We start from the raw sequence: 19,006 nt of genomic DNA on the forward strand, positions 1-19,006 counted from the left end.
TGACAATCGCTCCGGACACCGCTGTGAGCTGCAACGACGCGCTGTGCGGCGGCCGTTGTCAGTGGTGCCTCGTAACGTCTTCGGCATGACTGGAGTGGGGGTCCGCTGGACGGCGGAAGAGGTGCTGGCCCTGGCGCCCGACGCGGCGTCGGGCCGGGCGGGGAGCAGGCTCGCGGCGCCCGGTCCGTGGTCGGCGGCCGGTACGGGCGGCGGCGCGGTCTGGGGCCGCTGCGAGGGCGGCGGCGGGGAGCCGTACCGGACGGTGGTGGATCTGGAGGGGGTGGACGCCAACGCGCCCGGATACCGGTGCAGTTGCCCGAGCCGCAAGCTCCCCTGCAAGCACGCGCTGGGCCTGCTGCTGCTCTGGGCCGCGGACGCCGGCGCGCGCACGGCCGTCCCGGAGACGCAGGAGCCGCCCGGGTGGGCGCGGGAGTGGCTGACCGGCCGCAGGCGACGGGCCGGCGCGGGCGGGGACGGGACGTCCAGCGCGGAGCGGCGGGCGCGGCGGATGGCCGCGGGCGCCGCCGAGCTGGAACAGCGCCTGGCCGACCTGCTGCACGGCGGCCTCGCCGGCGCCGACCGCGCCGGGCACACGGAGTGGGACGAGATCGCGGCCCGCATGGTCGACGCCCAGGCGCCCGGACTCGCCTCGCGGGTACGGGAGTTGGGCGCCATACCGTTCTCGGGCAGCGGCTGGCCGGAGCGTCTGCTGGAGGAGTGCGCGCTGCTCCACCTGCTCAACCGCGCCCTGCTGCGGCTCGACGCACTGCCCGAGCCGCTCGCCTCGACGGTCCGCGCCCACGCGGGCCTCACCGTCGGGACGGCCGACGTACTGGCCGCCGGGGAGACGGCCGCGACGCCGGCACCGGTGCGGGACGAGTGGCTCGTCCTCGCCCAGCACGACACGGAGGAGGGACGGTTGACCGCCCGGCGGATCTGGCTGCACGGACGGCGCACGGGCCGGCCCGCGCTGCTGCTGTCCTTCGGCGCCGCGGGCCGGCCCCCCGGCACCGCCCTGCCCGTCGGCTCGGCGCTGGACGCGACGCTCTGCTTCTACCCGGGCGCCCCGGCGCTGCGCGCCCTCGTCGCCGAACACCACACCGCACCGCACGACCCGTCGGCGGCCCCGGCGCCGGACCGGCCACCCGTGCCGGGCTTCGTCCCCGAGGGCGGCACGACGTCCGACGCCCTCGCCGGGTACGCGGCGGCGCTGCGCGAGGACCCGTGGCTGGAACGGCATCCGGCCGTGCTGGCCTCCGTCTTCCCCGTCCCCGGCGAGGACGGCGCGATACGGCAACTCGCGGACGCCGAGGGCGAGTCGGCCCTTCCGGTGGCCCCGGGCGAAGCGTCCCGGCTGTGGCGGCTGGCCGCGGTGTCGGGCGGCAGGCCCGTCACCGTGTTCGGCCTCTGCGGTCACCGCGGCTTCACCCCCTGCACGACCTGGCGCGAAGGCCACACCATCCCGCTCTGAACCGCGGACACCCGCGCACGAACCCACCACGACGGCACCGCGCCCCGCACCGAGGGCGCCCGAACGGGCCGGACCGCACAGGCCGCCCCGCTACCCCGTCATGCCCTCGGCCCCGCGCCGCCCGTCCATGACCGACGCACCACCCCACGGCCCGCCGCACGGCCGGCCACGTCCCATTCCCGAGCAGACAGGAGCACCGGCGTCCGCACGACGTACCGCACCCGCCAGAGCCCGACCCACCGCCCGCACCACACCCACCGCCCGCACAGCACCCGAATCCACCGCACGCACCGCACGCACACGACGAACGGGGACACGGTGAACGCATCCTGGAGTGAGCTGGTCACCTCCGCGCTGCTCGGCGCCGAGCGGCGCACGCCGCCCGGCGGCAGCACCACGGCGCTGCTCGACGCCGCGGCGGCCGAGACGGTACGCCGCCGCGCGGGACTGCGCCCGGCACCCGCCGCACCGCGCCCCGAGCCGGCCGCCGAGGACGGGCGCCCGCCGCTGCCCGCCGCTGCCGAGGCCCGGCTGCGGGCACTGCTGGCCGGACGGTCCGGCGGCACGGGCGCGGCGGGCGGCAGGCGCGGCAGCGCCCCCGACCTCGCCGAACTGCTGCCCCAGTGGCTGACCCTGGCCTGCGCCGCCGGCTACCGCGCCCCCTCCGACCTCGTCCCGGCCCTGCTGGACGCGGCCCGGGCCCGTACCGACCTGCGGCAGGACGCGCTGGCCTTCGGCGGCCCGCTCGCCCGCTGGCTCGCCCGGCTCAACCCGGACTGGAAGTTCGCCCTCCGCGGCGCGAACCGCTCCTCCGCCCCGCGCTGCGCCTCCTCCCGGGACGACAACCACGCCTCCGTGCACGGCCAGGCGTCCGTACGGGAGTTGTGGCAGGAGGGCCTCTTCGCCGAGCGCGCGGCACTGCTGACGGAGCTGCGCCGGCGCTCCCCGGGCGAGGGCCGCGAGCTGCTGGCCTCCACCTGGCCGTCGGAGCGGGCCGAGGACCGGCTGATGCTGCTGGACACCCTCCGCGAGGGGCTCTCCCCGGCGGACGAGCCATTCCTGGAGCAGGCCCTCGCCGACCGCAGCCGGAACGTCCGCGCGACGGCGGCCGAGCTGCTCGCCACGCTCCCCGGGTCGGCGCTCGCGGCGAGGATGGCGGACCGCGCCACGGCGCACGTCACCCTCGCCGCCGCGCCGGACACCGCGTACCTCACCGTGGACGCCCCGCAGACGTGCGACGCGGCGATGCGGCGGGACGGCGTCGTGCCGACGCCGCCGCAGGGGCACGGCGAACGGTCGTGGTGGCTGGGCCAGTTGGTGGCGGCGGCTCCGCTGGCCGTCTGGCCCAGCCGCCTCGGCGGCCGCACCCCGGCCCAGATCACGGCACTGCCGGTGGCCGACGGCTGGGCGCGGGACCTGCGCGCGGCCTGGTGCCGGGCAGCCGTCCGGCAGCGGGACGCCGCCTGGGCCCGTGCCCTGCTGGGCGCCCCGCGCGACCAGCCCGCCGAGGGCCCCGGCGATCCGGCGAAGCTGCTGACGGTCCTGCCGGAGGACGAACGGGCCCGCTGGGCCGGACAGTTCATCGAGGCGCACGGCCTGTCGGACGCGTTCCGGCTGCTCGGGGTGTGCGCCGTCCCGTGGGCGCGGCCGCTGGGCCGGGCGGTGGTCGACGCCTTGCAGATCGCCCGGGACGCGGGCAACTACCCGTGGAGCTTCAGCGGCGTGATGGGCCTCGCGGAGCGCTGCCTCGACCCGGCCGAGACGGAGCGGCTCACCCCGCTGGCGGCCGTCCCCGAGGAACCGGCAGACGGCTCGCCCGGCGCGGGCGCGTACTGGGCGGAGGCGTTCCAGCGCCTGGTGGCGACCCTGCGCCTGCGCGCCGAGATCCGCACCGAACTGGGCGTCCCGGCGGCCGCCGGATGAGCCGGCCCGGATCGGTCAGGCGGCGAGCTGGCGTACGTGGGTGCGGATCCAGTCGACGACCTCGTTCATCGTGGCGCCGGGGGTGAAGATCTCGGCGACTCCCTGGCGCTTGAGCGGCTCGATGTCGTCCTCGGGGATGATGCCGCCGCCGAAGACCTTGATGTCCTCCGCGTCCTTCTCCCGCAGCAGCTCCAGCACCTTCACGAAGAGCGTGTTGTGCGCGCCGGAGAGGATGGAGAGGCCGATGGCGTCGGCGTCCTCCTGGATCGCGGTGTCCACGATCTGCTCGGGGGTCTGGTGCAGCCCCGTGTAGATGACCTCCATACCGGCGTCGCGCAGCGCCCGCGCGATGACCTTCGCCCCCCGGTCGTGGCCGTCGAGACCCGGCTTGGCGACCACTACTCGGATCGGACCCGACACACCCATCACTGCCTCCATCCGCGGCGGCTCCGTGGAGCCGGTGCTCTGCGACGGCCTGACCGGCATCGTCGAGTGCCGGAGTGAACGAACGTTATCCACAGCATCCCGCACCCGACCGTTCCGTGTCCTGAAGGGAGGGGGAAATCACACCCGGTAGCTGCCGCACACACGGTACGCAGCCATGCGGCCCCGCGCGGGCATGACGGCGCCCCCCGGCCCGAACCGGACGGCTGCACACGGTTCTTCACCTGCTTCCGGAGCGACGGCATCTCCGGCAAATCTGCACAAGGTCGAACAGTTCTCGAACGCCTGGCCAACTACCGGTCCGTAGTCCGCCGAAAGACGGCTGATTGCCCGGATCCCGGAGTTGCAAAACCTGTTGAAGATTGTCGTCGTCGCATACCGCCGGGTACAGTCGCCGAACTGCTCCGCCCTTGCTGTCGAGGCGAAAGAGAAGTTGGTGGTGAACGACCGTCACCCGTCGGGAAGTACGAACCCGGCCGATAGCTCCCAGGACTTCTCGTACGCATCCCACGGCGCTGGGTACGAGGCGTCCCCGTACGGCACGGACGCGTATGCCCAGCAGGCCCCCGAGGCCATGTACGCGCCCTCGTACGACGGTTACCCCTCCGGCGGTTACGACAACCTCGCCGACGGCTACGGCGCCGCCTCCTTCGGCGGCGGCGACCCCCTCTTCGGCAGCATGCCGGGTCCGGGACAGGACACCGGCACGTACGCGAGCGGCACCTTCGACGCCTACGGCGCGCACGACGCGTACCCGGGCCCCGAGTCGTACGACGCGTACGCGCAGGGCGGCACCGGCTACGACACCACCGGTGCCTGGGCCCAGGCCGGGTACGCGGAGCCGGGATACGCCGGTTACCCGGACGTCACCGGCGGCATCCCGGCGCAGCCGGGCCCCGAGCAGGCGGCCGACTACGGCGTCCCGGCCGGGCAATCCGCCTGGGAGACGGGCTCGTTCGACACCTCCGGTTTCGACACCGGCACCTTCGACGCGTCCGCCTTCGACACCTCCGGCCCGGAGGGCTACGGCAACTCCGGCTACGGCGAGGCGGCTTACGCCGATTCGGGTTACGACACCGGCACGTACGGAACGGTCGGCTACGACACCGGTGCCTATGCCACCGGCGCGTACGACTTCGGCACCGGCTTCGAGACCGGCGCCTACGACACCACCGGGGCCGACACCTCCGGCTTCGGCACCTTCGACGCCGGCTCCCCGGACGCCAACTCCTTCGAGACGGGCGGCTTCGAGACCGGAGCGTTCGAGACCGGCTCGTTCGACACGGGAGCCTTCGACACCGGCGCCTACGCGGGCGGGTTCGACGGGGCCGCCTCGTACGGCGAGGCGCAGTGGCAGACCGGTGACGACTTCAGCAGCGCCTCCTGGGACACGGGCCAGTGGGACGGCGGGCTGCCGCAGGACCAGGGCGCCTGGGACACGGGGCTGACCGAGCAGCCGCTCGCGAACGTTCCCGAACAGGGCGCCGCCGAGGGCCCGCTGGACGAGACCTCCGTCTTCGACCCCGCCGCCTTCGAGACCGGAACCTTCGAGACCGGCGCCTTCGAGACGACGGCCTTCGAGGCCGTCCCCGGCGAGACCGCCGTGCCCGGCGCCGACTTCGACTCGCTGTACGCCGCGCACCAGGACGACGTCCCGGGTGAGGCCGCCGACGAGGGTGTGGGGTCCGGCGCGTCCGGAGTCTCCCCGTCCGTCGTGGTGCCGTCCTCGCGCGGGCGGCGGCGTTCGCCCAAGCCGCGGCGTTCGGCGCTGATGACGGTCGCGGTGCCGTCGGTCGCCGTGCTGGGTGTGACGGGTGTGGCCGCCGCCTCGGTGATGGGCAGCGGCACGGACGACGACAAGACCACCGAGGCAGCGGACAGCGCGAGCGAGGGCCAGCCGGTCAAGCCGTCGAAGGCGAACAGCAAGCTGGACACCCAGCTCGCCGGACTCTCCGCCGACGCCGACGACTTCGCCGACCGCGCCAGCCGTACGCAGGAGCGCATCGACCTGAAGAAGCGCCAGGCCGAGGAGCGGAAGCGGAAGGCCGAGGAGGCGGCGCGCAAGGAGGCCATGCGGCCGAAGTTCGCGCTGCCGGTCAAACAGCACGGTCTGAGCGCCCAGTTCGGCTCGGCGGGCGTCAACTGGATGTCCGTGCACACGGGTATCGACTTCCCCGTCAGCTACGGCACCCCCGTCATGGCCGCCACCGACGGGACGATCACCACCAAGTGGGACATCTCCTACGGCAACATGGCCGTGGTCACCGCGCCCGACGGCACCGAGACCTGGTACTGCCACCTGAGCAGCACCAAGATCCGCTCCGGTGAGGTCAAGGCGGGCGACACCATCGGGTACTCCGGCAACTCCGGCAACTCCACGGGCCCGCACCTCCACTTCGAGGTGCGCCCCGGCGGCGGCGACGCCGTCGACCCCCTCCCCTGGTTCCGCGGCAAGGGCCTCGACCCCACCTGACGGACCCGCCCCTCAAGGGGCGCGGGGAACTGCGCGAACAGCCACGACGGCGCCGCACCCGACAACAGCACCGCACCCCGGCAAGGGAACGAACCCCGCACCGGGGTGCTGCGACCCCGAAAAGGGGCGCGGGGAACTGCGCGAACAGCCACGACGGCGCCGCACCCGGCGACGCACCCCGATAGGCGCAGCCCCGCACCCGGCGGGGGAAACGCAGCGGCTACAGCTTCTCGACCGGCGCGTACCGCAGCAGCAGCCGCTTCGGCTTCTCGGCGCCGAAGTCGATCGTCGCCTCGGCGTTGTCCCCGCTGCCCTTGACGCCGACGACCGTGCCGAGGCCGAAGCTGTCGTGCGTGACGCGGTCGCCCACGGAGAGCGGGACCACGGGCTTGTCCCCGCCGCGCCGCGTCGCGAAGCCGCTCGGCCCGCTCCGTCGCGCCGCGGTGCCCGAGGTGGCCAGCGAGCCGCCCCCGCCGAAACCGGAACCGATGCCGCCGCGGCTGGTGCCGCCGGCGCCCGCGCCGGAGGACGCGCCGGTGCGCTTCCACTCCAGGTAGGTGTCCGGGATCTCCTCCAGGAACCGGGAGGGCGGGTTGTACGAGGGCTGGCCCCAGGCGCTGCGCAGGGTGGAGCGGGTGAGGTAGAGCCGTTCGCGGGCACGGGTGATGCCCACGTAGGCGACGCGGCGCTCCTCCTCCAGCTCCTTGGTGTCCCCCAGCGCACGCAGGTGCGGGAAGACGCCGTCCTCCATGCCCGTCAGGAAGACGACGGGGAATTCGAGGCCCTTGGCGGTGTGCAGGGTCATGAGGGTGACGACTCCGGTGTCGTCACCCTCCTCCTCGTCCGGGATCTGGTCGGAGTCGGCGACGAGCGCGACGCGTTCCAGGAAGTCGGCGAGGGTGCCCGGCTCGTCCTCGCCGCGCTCCTGCTCGAACTCCAGGGCCACGGCGGCGAGTTCCTGGAGGTTTTCGATGCGGGTCTCGTCCTGCGGGTCGGTGGACGCCTGGAGTTCGGCGAGATAGCCGGTGCGCTCCAGCACGGCCTCCAGGATGGTGGCCGGTCCGGCGCCGGAGTCGACGACCGTCCGCAGGTCGTCCATCAGCACGTTGAAGCGGCGGACGGCGTTGGCGGAGCGCGCGGCCATGCCGTACGCCTCGTCGACGCGGACCATGGCCTGCGGGAAGGTGATCTTCTCGCGGGCGGCCAGCGCGTCGATCATCGCCTCGGCGCGGTCGCCGATGCCGCGCTTGGGGACGTTCATGATCCGGCGCAGCGGCACCGCGTCCTCGGGGTTGGCCAGGACGCGCAAGTAGGCGAGGACGTCGCGGACTTCGCGGCGCTCGTAGAAGCGGACGCCGCCGACGACCTTGTACGGCAGGCCGGTGCGGATGAAGACCTCTTCGAACACCCGGGACTGGGCGTTGGTGCGGTAGAAGACGGCGACGTCACCGGCGCGGGCCTCGCCCGCGTCGGTCAGCCGGTCGATCTCGTCGGCGACGAACTGGGCCTCGTCGTGCTCGGTGTCGGCGACGTACCCGGTGATCGGGGAGCCGGTGCCGGCCTGCGTCCACAGGTTCTTCGGGCGGCGGTTCTCGTTCCGTTCGATGACGGCGTTGGCGGCGCTGAGGATGGTCTGCGTGGAGCGGTAGTTCTGCTCCAGCAGGATCGTCGTCGCGTCCGGGTAGTCCTCCTCGAACTGGAGGATGTTGCGGATCGTGGCGCCGCGGAACGCGTAGATGGACTGGTCCGCGTCCCCGACGACGCACAGCTCGCCGCGCTCCGGGACGGGGCCGGACTCCTCGTCCTCCTCGCCGGTGCCGACGAGTTCGCGTACGAGCGTGTACTGGGCGTGGTTGGTGTCCTGGTACTCGTCGACGAGGACGTGCCGGAAGCGGCGGCGGTAGTGGTCGGCGACGTCCGGGAAGGCCTGGAGCAGGTGGACCGTCGTCATGATGATGTCGTCGAAGTCCAGCGCGTTGGCCTCGCGCAGCCGGGCCTGGTACATCGTGTACGCCTCGGCGAGGGTCTTCTCGAAGCCGTCGGCGGCGCGCTGTGCGAAGTCCTCCGGGTCCACCAGCTCGTTCTTGAGGTTCGAGACCTTGGCGGTGAAGGACTTGGGCGGGAACTTCTTCGGGTCCAGCTCCAGGTCCTTGCAGACCAGGGCCATCAGGCGCTTGGAGTCGGCCGCGTCGTAGATCGAGAACGACGAGGTGAAACCGAGCTTCTTGCTCTCGCGGCGCAGGATGCGCACGCACGCGCTGTGGAAGGTGGACACCCACATCGCCTGCGCGCGGGGGCCGACGAGCTGCTCGACGCGCTCCTTCATCTCGGCCGCGGCCTTGTTGGTGAAGGTGATCGCGAGGATCTGGCCCGGGTGCACCCCGCGGGCGCCCAGCAGGTACGCGATCCGGTGCGTGAGCACGCGGGTCTTGCCGGAGCCGGCGCCGGCGACGATCAGCAGCGGCGAACCGGTGTGCACGACGGCGGCGCGCTGCTGCTCGTTCATCCCGTCCAGCAGCGCGGCGGTGTCGACGACGGAGCGCGGGGCGCCGTCCCGGTGGTACGACGGGGCGACGCCCGCCGCGCCGGGGCCGCCCATGAAGGTGCCGGCGAACAGGTCGTCCGGGATGTCCTCCTCGGGGCGGGGCTCCTCGTACGCCTCGGGGGGCGGAGGTTCCTCCTCCGGGGCAGGCGTGGGGCCGGGCCCGCCCTTGGGGTCGAGGCTCGCCAGGAAGCTGTCGTCGAAGAGGCTGCTCATCGTCGTCCGAGTCTAGGCGGCCGCGCCGACAGCGGGGAGCCGGATGCCGGGACCCGGGGAAGGACGGGCCCGGTACGGCCGCGGCGGCCGGGGCGCGGGGCGAACAGGCCCGTGACATACGCCACTTGCCCGTCGCTGACCTGTGCTGCTGTGTGACGGCGGCGTCACGTATCGGACCTATCGCACACCAGCCTTCACAGGAGAACCACAGCTTCGCTACGGTGCGTGCCGGGCGGCCCGCAGATCCGTCGGCGAAAGCGCCGGCACGGGCGGCCTCCGCCGAGTCCGGCCCCGCGCAGGCACACCGCGCGAAGCGCCGGAGCCGGGACCCACACCGCGCACCGCGTGCGCACCCGGGGTGAATCGGAACGTGCGGCCGCGCCGGCAGCGGATGCCGAGCGGCGGGCGCACCGACCGTAGGGCAGCCTTCCGACGCCCGAATCCGACAGTGGGCTCGCCCCTGTGGCAAAGGGGCACCTCGGTAGGCGGTCCACGGAAGGAGCCGCCGGTCTTGGCGTCGCATCGCAAGCCGCGCACCCCGCTGTCCCGGTCCGCCGCGACCCGGCGCGGTGCCGCCTCCGTCACCACCGCGGCACTCGCCTCGGTCACCCTGCTCTCCCAGAACGCGAACGCCGCGCCGGCGGACGGCCCCGGCGGCGCCGGGAGACCGTCCGTCGAGGACGTCAGGGCGCAGGTCGACAAGCTCTACCGGGAGGCGGGCAGTTCGACCCAGCAGTACAACGCGGCCAAGGAGAAGACGGAAGCGCAGCGGGACAAGGTCGAGAAGATCCTCGGCCGGGTCGCCGCGCGTACCGAGAAGCTCAACGACGCGCGCCGCGTCCTCGGCAGCTACGCCACCGCCCAGTACCGCACCGGCGGCATGTCCCAGACGGCGACGCTGCTGCTCACCCAGGACCCGCAGGGCTTCTTCCGGCAGACGCACCTGCTGGAGCGGATGACCGGACGGCAGGAGCGCGCCCTCACCGCGTACGAGGAGGAGCAGCGGGCCGCCGCCGGGCAGCGGCGCGAGGCCACGAAGGAGCTCGCCGCGCTGTCCGAGGCGCAGTCCTCGCTGCGCGCCGACAAGCGGGACGTGCAGGCCAAGCTGGCCGAGGCGCGGCAGCTGCTGTCGCAGCTGACGGCCGAGGAGAAGGCGCGGCTGGCCGCGATCGAGCGGCAGAAGGAGGCAGAGGCGCGCCGCGTCGCGGCCGAGCGCGCGGAGCGGGCCGAGGCCGAGCGGCGGCAGGCCGAGCAGGAGCGCCGGCAGCGCGAGGACGCGGACCAGGGCGCCGGGCAGGGTTCCGGTTCGGGCGGCGCGCCCAGCGGCCAGGTGGAGAAGGTCCTCGCCTTCGCCGAGCAGCAGTTGGGCAAGCCGTACGTCTGGGGCGCCACCGGGCCCAGCTCCTACGACTGCTCGGGCTTCACCCAGGACGCCTGGAAGGCGGCCGGGATCTCGCTGCCGCGTACGACGTACGACCAGGTGAAGGTCGGTACGAAGGTCGAGAAGTCGGCGATGCGCCCCGGCGATCTCGTCTTCTTCTACGACGACATCAGCCATGTCGGCATCTACGTCGGCGACGGGCAGATGATCCACGCCTCGAAGCCGGGCGACGACGTGAAGTACGAGTCGGTGGACTACATGCCGTTCCACTCGGCGGTACGTCCCGCCTGACGGGCGGCCCCGCCGCCCCGCGCATGCGGGAGGGGCCCGGACACCACCCCCGTCCGGGCCCCTCTCGTGCGTCTCGTGCCGCCGCGGCTCAGGTCCAGAGCAGGGCGATGAAGATGTTGGCGGTGGTGAGCAGGCCGACGGTGCCGAAGACGGCGGGGGCCACCTTCTCCTCGTCCCGCTTCACGTAGACGAGGCCGAGGATCACCACCAGCAGCGCGAGCTTCACACCGATCTTGATGTTGTCGACCGAGCTGCCGGCCGCCTGGTTCAGGCCGACCAGGGCCACGCCCGTCACCAGCATGGTCAGCGCGCCGTGCAGCATCGCGGGCACCATCCGGGCCTCGCCGGTGCGCATCGACTTCACCTGGACGAGGAAACCGCCCAGCAGGGACGCGATACCGATGATGTGCAGGGCGACGAAGATGTGGATGAGGAGCTGCATGGCCCGGAGCGTAGCCGGGGCTCCCGCACCCGCTGTGCACCAGGGTGCCCCGGTTCCGTGCACGGCGGGTGAGAGAATCCCGGATTCGCCGGGCCGGGCGGGGAGGCGTCAGCGCAGGCGGGCGCGCAGGGCCCGGAGGGTGTGCTCGTCGAGGCCGCCCTGCCGCAGGTGGGCCGCCGCGTCGAAGTCCGTGGCCAGGGCGAGGATCTGTTCCCTGGCCGTGGTGCCCGCCCTGCGCAGCGCGGCCGCCACGTCCGGGGCCTGGTCGGGCACGCCCTGCGCGGCGAAGTAGGCGGCGAGGCGGCCGGTGCTCCGCTCGAAGTCCTCGGCCACGGCCTCCGGTCCGGCGCCGGCGAGCAGCAGCAGGAGCAGCGCGATCAGGCCCGTGCGGTCGCGTCCGATGCGGCAGTGGAAGAGGACGCCGCCGGGCTCCGCGTGCGCGACGGCCTCGGCGACCCGGGCCGTGCGCTCGGGGAAGCGGTCGAGGAAGGGGCGGTAGTAGAGCGGGGTTCCGTGCCTGCCGTCGCCCCAGTGGTCCCAGAACTCGCGGTCCTCCACGCCGTCGAGCGGGAGGTGGAGGGTGGTCAGGGCGCTCGGGCGGGGAGCCGCGTCGGGCCGGAGTTCGTCGTCGTTGCGCAGGTCGATGACGGTGCGGACGCCGTGGGCCCACAGCGCCTCCCAGCCCCGCCGGGTGAGCCGGTCGACGGCGTCGGACCTGACGAGGGCGCCGGTGCGCAGCGCGCCGCCGTCCCGGGTCGGTATGCCGCCGAGGTCACGGACGTTGAAGCAGCCGTCCCAGGCCAGCGTGCGCCGCATCCCGGCCCCTCCCGTCACTGCCCGGCCGGACCGAAACCGCCCTGCTGCGGCGGGTGTTGGCCGTAGGCGTGCGGCTGCGGGGGCATCTGCTGCCCGTACGGCTGGGGCTGCGGCTGGTACGGGCCCGGGGCGCCGGGGCCCGGCTGCGGGGCGCCGTACGGGGCCGGCTGCGGGGGCTGTTGGGGCTGGGCCTGCGGACCGGGCTGAGCATACGGACCGGCCTGGGCGTACGGACCGGGCTGAGCGTACGGGCCCGGCCGGCCGGGGGCGTGCGGCTGCTGCGGGGCTGTGAGGGCGGGGTGGTTCGGGGGGAGGTAGCGGGTGCGGCCGGTGTCGTCGGTGAACCTGACCAGGCCGGACTTCTCCAGCAGGGCGGCGGCCTTCGCGTTCCGGTTGCGCGTCCAGAGGAAGCCGCCCGCCAGGATCAGCATCAGCAGGGCGTAGAACGAGCCGTACCCGTAGTACTCGGCGGGCGAGTCCGCCCGGACCAGCAGCTGGAAGATCAGCAGCAGGGTGAGGCCGGCGGCGACGACGCCCATCCGCTTCTGTGCCTGCGGGCCCGTGACGTCGAAGTTGATGCGGGCCTTGAGGAGTTCGAGGTGCGCGGCGGCCTCGGGCAGCGGTTCGAGCCCGCCGCCGGGCCGCATCCCGGGCAGGTCGCCGCCCTGGCCGGCCTGCGGGTACCGGGCCCAGGTGGCGGCGGCGCGCTGCTGCGCCTCGGGGGACGGGTCGCGCTGGAGCAGGGCGACCGAGCGGTTGTCGCGGCCGCCGCTCCTCGCGTCGCCGTACATGAAGCCGAACTGCTCGGCGACGAGCGTGAGTTTGGCGAGCTTCGTGACCGGGGCCCACACCGCGGAGACGGTGACCTCGTGGTGGGTGGCCATGGCCTGGAGCATCTGGCTGACCTGGCGGCTGCTCACAATCCAGCCTTCCTTCTGCTGCCTGTACGGCTTCGGGTGCGCTCGGTCCGGGGGAATCGACGGGAAGCATAACGAGGCCCGCCGACAACGGCCCGTGCTGTTCATGACCCTGGCCACTTGCGGGACGCGGAGGTAGCTTCCGCCTCCCGCCACCCGTCGGCCCGGACGCGAGGAGCAGCCGATGCCGTACCCCGCCCAGCCGCCCGCGCCGGTCCCCGCAGACCGGCTCCGCTTCCCCCTGCCGCCCGAGCACACCTCGCCCGAGGAGGAACGCCGGCACCGGCTGGAGCGGCTCGCCGCCGCGCTGCGCGTGTTCGGCCGCCTCGGCTACGACGAGGGGGTGGAGGGCCATCTGACGGCGCGGGACCCGGAGTTCACCGACTGCTACTGGGCCAACCCCTTCGGCGTGCCCTTCCGGCACGTCACCGTCGGGGACCTGATCCTCGTCGACGGCGAGGGCCGGGTCGTCGAGGGGCGGCGGCACGTCAACCAGGCCGCGTTCACCGTTCACTCAGCTGTGCACCGGGCCCGCCCCGGCGTCGTGGCCGTGGCGCACGCGCACACCCCGCACGGGCGCGCGCTCGCCGCGCTCGGCGAGCTGCTCGAACCGATCACCCAGGAGGCCTGCGCCTTCTACGAGGACCACGCGCTGCTCGACGCCGCCACCGGCGTGGCCGTCGACCCGGCCGAAGGGCGGCGCGTCGCCGAGGCCTTGGGCCCGCACAAGGGTCTCGTCCTGCGCAATCACGGGCTGCTCACGGTCGGCACGACGGTGGACGCGGCCGCCTGGTGGTTCCACCAGATGGAGCGCGCCTGCGGCATCCAGCTCGCGGCGCGGGCGGCGGGGAAGCCGGTGCCGATCGGGCGCAAGGAGGCGCTCGCGATCCGCGAGCAGATCGGCGGCGATCTCGCCGCGTGGATCAGCTACCAGCCGCTGCACTCCGCCGTGGTCCGGGAGGAACCGGACCTGATGCGCTGAGACCGCCCCCGATGAGGCACAATTCCCTTCCACTGATAGTCAGTTGAGCGTCCCGCACGAGGAACGGGCGGGACGCCGGCAAGAGAGGGGTCGCACGCGGCAGCCGCTCGGGGACGGCGGCGCGAGGCGCGCCCCGGGGAGCGCGGCGTGGGCGGCACAGACGACGGCGGCAGCAGGCCGCTGACCGGAAGCGGAACCCGGACGGGAACGGCGACGGCGACGAAACCCGGCACCGGGGCGGCAGCCCACGACGACGGCCGGACGCAGGCGGCCAGGGAACGCCACCGGCAGGCGCTCGCCGCCTTCCGCGAACGCCGCGAGGCGCTGATCTCCGGCGACGAGATCCCGGCCGCGCTGGCGCACTCCGCCGGCGCCTCCCGCCAGTGGATCTCCGACGAACTCGCCCTCTGCGCCCGTACGGTGGCCGACCGCGCCCGCGAGGAGGGCGCCGCCCGGCTCGCGGGCCTGTGGCGGCACACCGTGACCGCCGCCTGGTCGGCGGCCGGCGTCCTGCTGCTGCTCCAGCTGGTCACCGCGCTCGGCGCGGGGTGGACCGCGGCGCGTACGGCGGGCCTGCTCGCGGCCGTCGTGACCGCGGCGGCGGTCTCGGCCGCGGCGTACGCGCACCGGCGGCGCGGCGGCGCGCTGGCCCCGTTCATCGGCGAGGACAACCGGCTCTCCACCTCCCGCACGGTCGCCGCCGCCTGGGTCCTCCTGGCCGCGTACGCCGTGCTCCTCCTCGCGCTGCGGCTCGCGGGCGCGGGCGGCGCCGGGGAACGCCGGGTCCTGCTCGCGGGGCTGGAGTTGCAGCGCGGCGCGGGGCTGGTGACGGTGGTCGCGCTGGCGTGTGCGGTGGCGGCGCTGGTGAGCCGTACCGTGGCGCGGCGGGTGCGGGCGCAGCGGTTGCAGAAGGTGCCGGCCGACCGTCCCCGGGCCCGCGATCTCCTCACGGACGACGCGGGGCGCGGCAGCTTCACGGATGTGCAGTACGTCGTCGTGCACGCGGTGGCCGTGGTCTTCGCCGCCGTCCGGCTCGCCGGGCAGCCGGAGCAACTGCCCGATCTGCCCTGGGGCCTGGCGCTGCTGGCGGCCGTCTCGGCGGGGACGTACCTCGCGGGCAAGTTCGCCGAGGGCGGGCCGGCCGTGATCCTCTCCGTCGTCCGGGCCCGCGAGATCGGCGACCTGCACGCGCCCGTCCGCACCGGCGACGACCTGGAGATCCGCGGCACCGGCTTCGTCCCGCCCGGCGCGGGCACCCCGGACCGGCTGGCCCGGATGGTGGTCCGGATCGGCACGGTGTACGTGCACGTCCCGCTGGTCCCGAGGCCCGGCGGCTTCGCCAGCCCGACGGACCACACGCTGACGGTCCCGGTCCCGGTGGAGGTCGAACCGGGGCGGGTGGACGTCCAGGTGGTCACGGCGGCGGGCGTGGAGACCAACCGCTGCACCGTCGACATCGTCGACTGACCCGCCCGCGGAGGACGGCGCAACTCCCGATCGCGGCACCGCACTTGCCCGGTACCGCGCCCGGATGGGAAGAATCCCGGGCACGGACACCCACGCACACCCACGGACCCGGCCGTGGGCACCCACGACGCCCCCGGGCGGCTCACGGCGGGTCGGAAGGCGGGACACGCATGGCACTCGGCGATCGCACGGGCAGCGTCGGCGGCGGAGCGCACGCCGTCGGCGGATTCGAGGGACCGGTGGGCGCGGGCGGCGGCCTGCGCGCCTCCGCCGCACGTCACGCACTGCTGCCGCTGCGGCTCTTCCTCGGCGGCACCTTCCTGTACGCCGGCATCCACAAGCTCACCGACCCCGCGTTCCTCTCCGGGGACGGTCCGGGGTCGCTGGCCCAAGTCCTGGACGGGGCAGGGCAGTCCGCCGCCCTGCCGGCCCTGGTCGAGCTGGCGCAGACCGGACCGACGGGCTTCGGGATCGCCCTCGCCGCCGGGGAGATCGCCGTCGGGCTCGGCACGCTGGCGGGTCTGCTCGGGCGGCTGGCGGCGCTGGGCGGGCTGCTGATCTCGCTGTGCCTGTGGCTGACGGTGAGCTGGTCGAGCTCGCCGTACTACTACGGCAACGATCTGCCGTACCTGATGGCCTGGGTGCCGCTGCTGCTCGCGGGGACGCCGAGCCACTCCCTCGACGCGGCCTTCGCGCTCCGGCGGCGGCGCCGGGGGCGGCAGATCTTCGGCTGAGCCGGTTTGCCTCTGGGGCAAATTTGTTGCCCGGGAGGCAAGGACCGGCGTTAATGGCCCCATGGCCAACTCGTCCCCCGAGGGTGCGGAAGCCGTCCCTTCCGTCGCCCCTCAACTCCGTGAGCGGCGCCGCGCCGTGGGCCTCACCCTGGAGGCGGCGGCCGCCCGCACCGGCCTCTCCCCCGCGCACCTGTCGCGGCTGGAGACCGGACAGCGGCAGCCGTCCCTGCCGGTGCTGCTCACGCTCTCGCGTTCCTACGGTACGACGGTCTCCGACCTGCTGGGCGAGACCCCGCCCGCCGCCTCCCCCGTCGTACGGGCCGGCGCGGGCGAGACCGCGCGGGCCGGCGGCTGGACGTACCGGCCCGCGGGGAACCCCGGCCGTGCCATGCAGGCGCTGCGCGTGCGGGTGCCGAGCGACACCCAGAACAACCTGGTGCGGGTGCACCCGGGCGAGGAGTGGCTGCACGTCCTGACCGGACGGCTCGCGCTCGACCTCGGCGAGAGCTCCTACGTCCTGGAGCCCGGCGACTCGGCGCACTTCGACTCCATGACGGCGCACCGCATCTCCGCCGTCGGCAGCGCCCCGGCCGAGCTCCTGTTCGTCCACACGCTGCTGCGCAGCCCCGCGTCCGAGATGTGCCTGGGCGACGCCCGCCCGGTGCCCGACGAAAGGCGGCCCTGACCATGCCGGACCACCGGACCAGCGACCACGCCCGGCAGGACGGCGGGCGCACTGGGCGCTCCCTCGCCTCCGTGACCGAGCGGATTCCGCGCGGGCTCGTCATCCGCCTCGTGGTCTACCTCGTCGTCGGACACGTCTTCGCCGGCTTCCTCTGGCTGCTGTTCGCGCTCGGCGCCGAGAGTCAGTGAGGCCCGGGGCGAGCCCGGCCGAGGCGGCGGACGCAGGACGCCGTCAGCGAGGTGAGCCCGCCCAGCAGCAGCGCGAGGGGCACGAGCACCAGCAGCAGCCACACCGGCACCCGCCACCCGCCGTACGCGTCCATCAGGTACGTCAGCGCCGCGACCAGCAGCGCCGCCCCGAGCACGAACCGCGCGGGCGCGAAGCCCCGCTTCCGCCCGGCCGGACCGGGGTTGTCGGTGACGTCGTTCATCGTGCGGGCTCCTCGTGGGACGCGGGCCGGTCGGGGGCGTGCTCTTCAGGACCAGGGGGTCCCGAGCCGCCGGGGGCACGCTGCCCGGTCCCGTCGGAGCGCTCGCCGGACGGGAGCTGGCGGACGACCTCGACCTGCCCGACGTCCACCCCCAGCTCCAGCCGGACGGTGCCCTTCGCGTCGGCGCCGCCGAACGGCTCCAGCGTCGTCCGCATCCGCCGGTCCAGGCCGCCGGACGAGGAGAAGACGACGAGGCCGTCCTCGTCGGTGCGTACGGGGACGCGGACGTCGCCCACGTCGGAGCGCGCTTCCAGCTCGACGGTGGCGTTGCGGGGGACGACGACCTTGAGCCGTCCCGCGCCCAGCTCGGCGCCGGTCCGCACGGTCTGGCCCTCCTTCAACCGGAGCCGGCGCAGGTCCAGTTCGGCCTCGCCGCTGTCGAGCCGGTAGGCCGGTCTGGTGTCGGCGACCGAGGACGGCGTCCACGTCCGGGTCTTCCACTCGGTGCCGATCCCGGCCGGTACCAGCGAGGACCCGGCGAGCAGCAGCGCCGTCAGCACCACGGCCAGCACCGTGCCGACCCCGAGACGTCCCACGAAGGCGCTGACCAGCAGCCCGGTCCCGAACACGGCGAGGGCGCAGGCGAAGCCGGTGAGCAGGCTCGTCCGCAACGGCTGGTCGCCCCAGGTGAGCGCGATCCCGGCCGCGCCCGCGAGGAGGGCGCACAGGAAGACCAGCCCGCCGAGCGCGGGCCCGGCCGCCGGCCGCCGCTTCCGCGGGCGCCCGCTGCCGGGCGCGGTTCCGGTTCCGGACGGGGGCGTCGTGCCGTCGCCCGGGTCGCCGAGGGGACGTCCGGGCCAGGCGTACCTGGCCGCGCGTTCGGCGTCGGTGAGGACCGCGTCGTCGGGTCCCCACAAGTACGGCTCCCCGGCGGCCGGTTGGCCGGGCTCACCCTTCGTGAGCGGGGCGCGCCACCAGGACGGTCCCGAGGGCACGGGCGGAGCCTGCGCCTCCGGGGGCGCTTCGGCGACCGCGTGCGCCGTCGCCGGGTCCGCCGGCACCCCCGCCGCCTCGCCCGCCTCCGACCTGCGCCGGTGCTGCGACCAGTACGCCGCGCCGGTCACCACGCCCGCGAGGACCAGCGAGACGGAGGTGCTCCGGGTCCCCATCGACGCCAGGAACAGCCCGCAGCCGACCAGCGCGACCAGCACGGCCGCGAGCGAAGCCCCCTCGACCCGGCCGGAGAGCAGCCGCCGCAGCTCGTTCTCCCGGTCGCCCTCGGCGGGGATGAGCAGCCAGGCCAGCCCGTAGAAGATCAGCCCGATGCCGCTCACCACGGACAGCACACCCAGCGGGACGCGGAACAGCACCGGGTCCAGGTCGAAGTACCGGCCGAGCCCGCCGCACACCCCGCCGACCACCTTGTGCTGCCTGCTCCGCAGCACCCGCCGCGGCTCGGTGCCGTCGCCCCGCTCGGCGGCACCCTCGTCGGGTCCCCACAGGGGCCAGCGGGCGGAGTCCGCGTCGGTGCCGGTTCCGTGCCCCGCCGCAGGAGCGGGCCCGTCGTCCGCGCCGGTGGGGTGCCGCGCGTCCCCCGGGCCGGACGTGCCCTGCGGCTGGTTCTCCTCGCTCATGGGCTCCATCGTCGCCTCCCGCACCCCGCTCCGGCATCGGGGCCCGCCCCGGAAGCGACCCTGAGATCCGGCCCCGCCCCGGCCCCCGCGGCCCCGTCCCGGGTGGGGGAAGCATCAGGGGCCGACCCTGATGCCCGACGCCCCGGACCCGTGTGACG

16 protein-coding genes are annotated in these 19,006 nt (G+C 74.5%); 9 read left to right on the forward strand and 7 right to left on the reverse strand.

Annotation, left to right across the window (positions count from 1 at the left end):
• The first annotated feature begins 85 nt into the window (after positions 1–85).
• Entirely contained in the window at positions 86–1,471 is a 1,386-nt protein-coding gene (locus HCC30_RS06115; protein ID WP_169441136.1) for an SWIM zinc finger family protein, read from the forward strand.
• A gap of 318 nt (positions 1,472–1,789) precedes the next feature.
• The gene (locus HCC30_RS06120; protein WP_346776510.1) at positions 1,790–3,394 is read left to right on the forward strand and encodes a DUF5691 domain-containing protein; all 1,605 of its coding nucleotides are present in this window, start codon (positions 1,790–1,792) and stop codon (positions 3,392–3,394) included.
• 15 nt (positions 3,395–3,409) lie between these two features.
• On the opposite strand, the gene HCC30_RS06125 is transcribed toward HCC30_RS06120, so the two are convergent.
• Positions 3,410–3,820, reverse strand: a complete 411-nt coding sequence (locus HCC30_RS06125; RefSeq protein WP_169441138.1) for a cobalamin B12-binding domain-containing protein — start codon at positions 3,818–3,820, stop codon at positions 3,410–3,412.
• Positions 3,821–4,277: 457 nt separating this feature from the next.
• Between HCC30_RS06125 and HCC30_RS06130 the strand changes: the two genes are divergently transcribed.
• Positions 4,278–6,311, forward strand: a complete 2,034-nt coding sequence (locus tag HCC30_RS06130) for a M23 family metallopeptidase (protein ID WP_169441140.1) — start codon at positions 4,278–4,280, stop codon at positions 6,309–6,311.
• 220 nt (positions 6,312–6,531) lie between these two features.
• Here the strand turns inward: HCC30_RS06130 and pcrA are convergent, their stop codons facing one another.
• Positions 6,532–9,069 carry a DNA helicase PcrA gene (gene pcrA, locus HCC30_RS06135; protein ID WP_169441142.1) on the reverse strand — a complete coding sequence of 846 codons (2,538 nt, stop codon included), beginning with the start codon at positions 9,067–9,069 and terminating at the stop codon, positions 6,532–6,534.
• A gap of 511 nt (positions 9,070–9,580) precedes the next feature.
• Here pcrA and HCC30_RS06140 point away from each other — a divergent pair.
• Entirely contained in the window at positions 9,581–10,741 is a 1,161-nt protein-coding gene (locus HCC30_RS06140) for a C40 family peptidase (protein ID WP_169441144.1), read from the forward strand.
• A gap of 88 nt (positions 10,742–10,829) precedes the next feature.
• On the opposite strand, the gene HCC30_RS06145 is transcribed toward HCC30_RS06140, so the two are convergent.
• From HCC30_RS06145 to HCC30_RS06155, 3 genes are all read right to left on the reverse strand, one after another.
• Positions 10,830–11,183 (reverse strand): hypothetical protein, encoded by a 354-nt coding sequence (locus HCC30_RS06145; protein ID WP_169441146.1) that lies wholly within the window; start codon positions 11,181–11,183, stop codon positions 10,830–10,832.
• A gap of 108 nt (positions 11,184–11,291) precedes the next feature.
• Entirely contained in the window at positions 11,292–11,999 is a 708-nt protein-coding gene (locus HCC30_RS06150; RefSeq protein WP_169441148.1) for a tyrosine-protein phosphatase, read from the reverse strand.
• Positions 12,000–12,013: 14 nt separating this feature from the next.
• Entirely contained in the window at positions 12,014–12,919 is a 906-nt protein-coding gene (locus tag HCC30_RS06155) for a hypothetical protein (protein ID WP_169441150.1), read from the reverse strand.
• A gap of 181 nt (positions 12,920–13,100) precedes the next feature.
• On the opposite strand from HCC30_RS06155, the gene HCC30_RS06160 reads away from it, so the two are divergent.
• From HCC30_RS06160 to HCC30_RS28215, 5 genes are all read left to right on the forward strand, one after another.
• The gene (locus HCC30_RS06160; protein ID WP_169441152.1) at positions 13,101–13,898 is read left to right on the forward strand and encodes a class II aldolase/adducin family protein; all 798 of its coding nucleotides are present in this window, start codon (positions 13,101–13,103) and stop codon (positions 13,896–13,898) included.
• Between the two features lie 324 nt (positions 13,899–14,222).
• Positions 14,223–15,365, forward strand: coding sequence for a hypothetical protein (locus HCC30_RS06165; RefSeq protein ID WP_206323470.1), 1,143 nt, complete (start codon positions 14,223–14,225; stop codon positions 15,363–15,365).
• A gap of 170 nt (positions 15,366–15,535) precedes the next feature.
• On the forward strand, positions 15,536–16,099 hold the full coding sequence (locus tag HCC30_RS06170; RefSeq protein ID WP_169441154.1) for a DoxX family membrane protein: 564 nt from the start codon (positions 15,536–15,538) through the stop codon (positions 16,097–16,099).
• Positions 16,100–16,160: 61 nt separating this feature from the next.
• Entirely contained in the window at positions 16,161–16,784 is a 624-nt protein-coding gene (locus tag HCC30_RS06175; RefSeq protein ID WP_169441156.1) for an XRE family transcriptional regulator, read from the forward strand.
• Between the two features lie 2 nt (positions 16,785–16,786).
• A complete protein-coding gene (locus HCC30_RS28215) occupies positions 16,787–16,972 on the forward strand; it encodes a DUF6126 family protein (RefSeq protein WP_206323385.1) in 186 nt (61 codons plus the stop codon).
• Here the strand turns inward: HCC30_RS28215 and HCC30_RS06185 are convergent.
• Together HCC30_RS06185 and HCC30_RS06190 are read right to left on the reverse strand one after the other, a co-directional pair.
• Positions 16,966–17,214: a hypothetical protein gene (locus HCC30_RS06185; protein WP_169441158.1), complete on the reverse strand. Its 249-nt coding sequence runs from the start codon at positions 17,212–17,214 to the stop codon at positions 16,966–16,968. The two genes, HCC30_RS28215 and HCC30_RS06185, sit on opposite strands and share 7 nt — an antisense overlap.
• Complete coding sequence (locus HCC30_RS06190) at positions 17,211–18,848, reverse strand: PspC domain-containing protein (protein WP_240979336.1); 1,638 nt, start codon at positions 18,846–18,848, stop codon at positions 17,211–17,213. The genes HCC30_RS06185 and HCC30_RS06190 overlap by 4 nt, the downstream gene beginning before the upstream one ends.
• Positions 18,849–19,006: the final 158 nt, after the last annotated feature.

The organism is Streptomyces sp. HNM0574, assembly GCF_012726235.1.
In the GTDB taxonomy this organism is placed as follows: Bacteria; Actinomycetota; Actinomycetes; order Streptomycetales; family Streptomycetaceae; genus Streptomyces.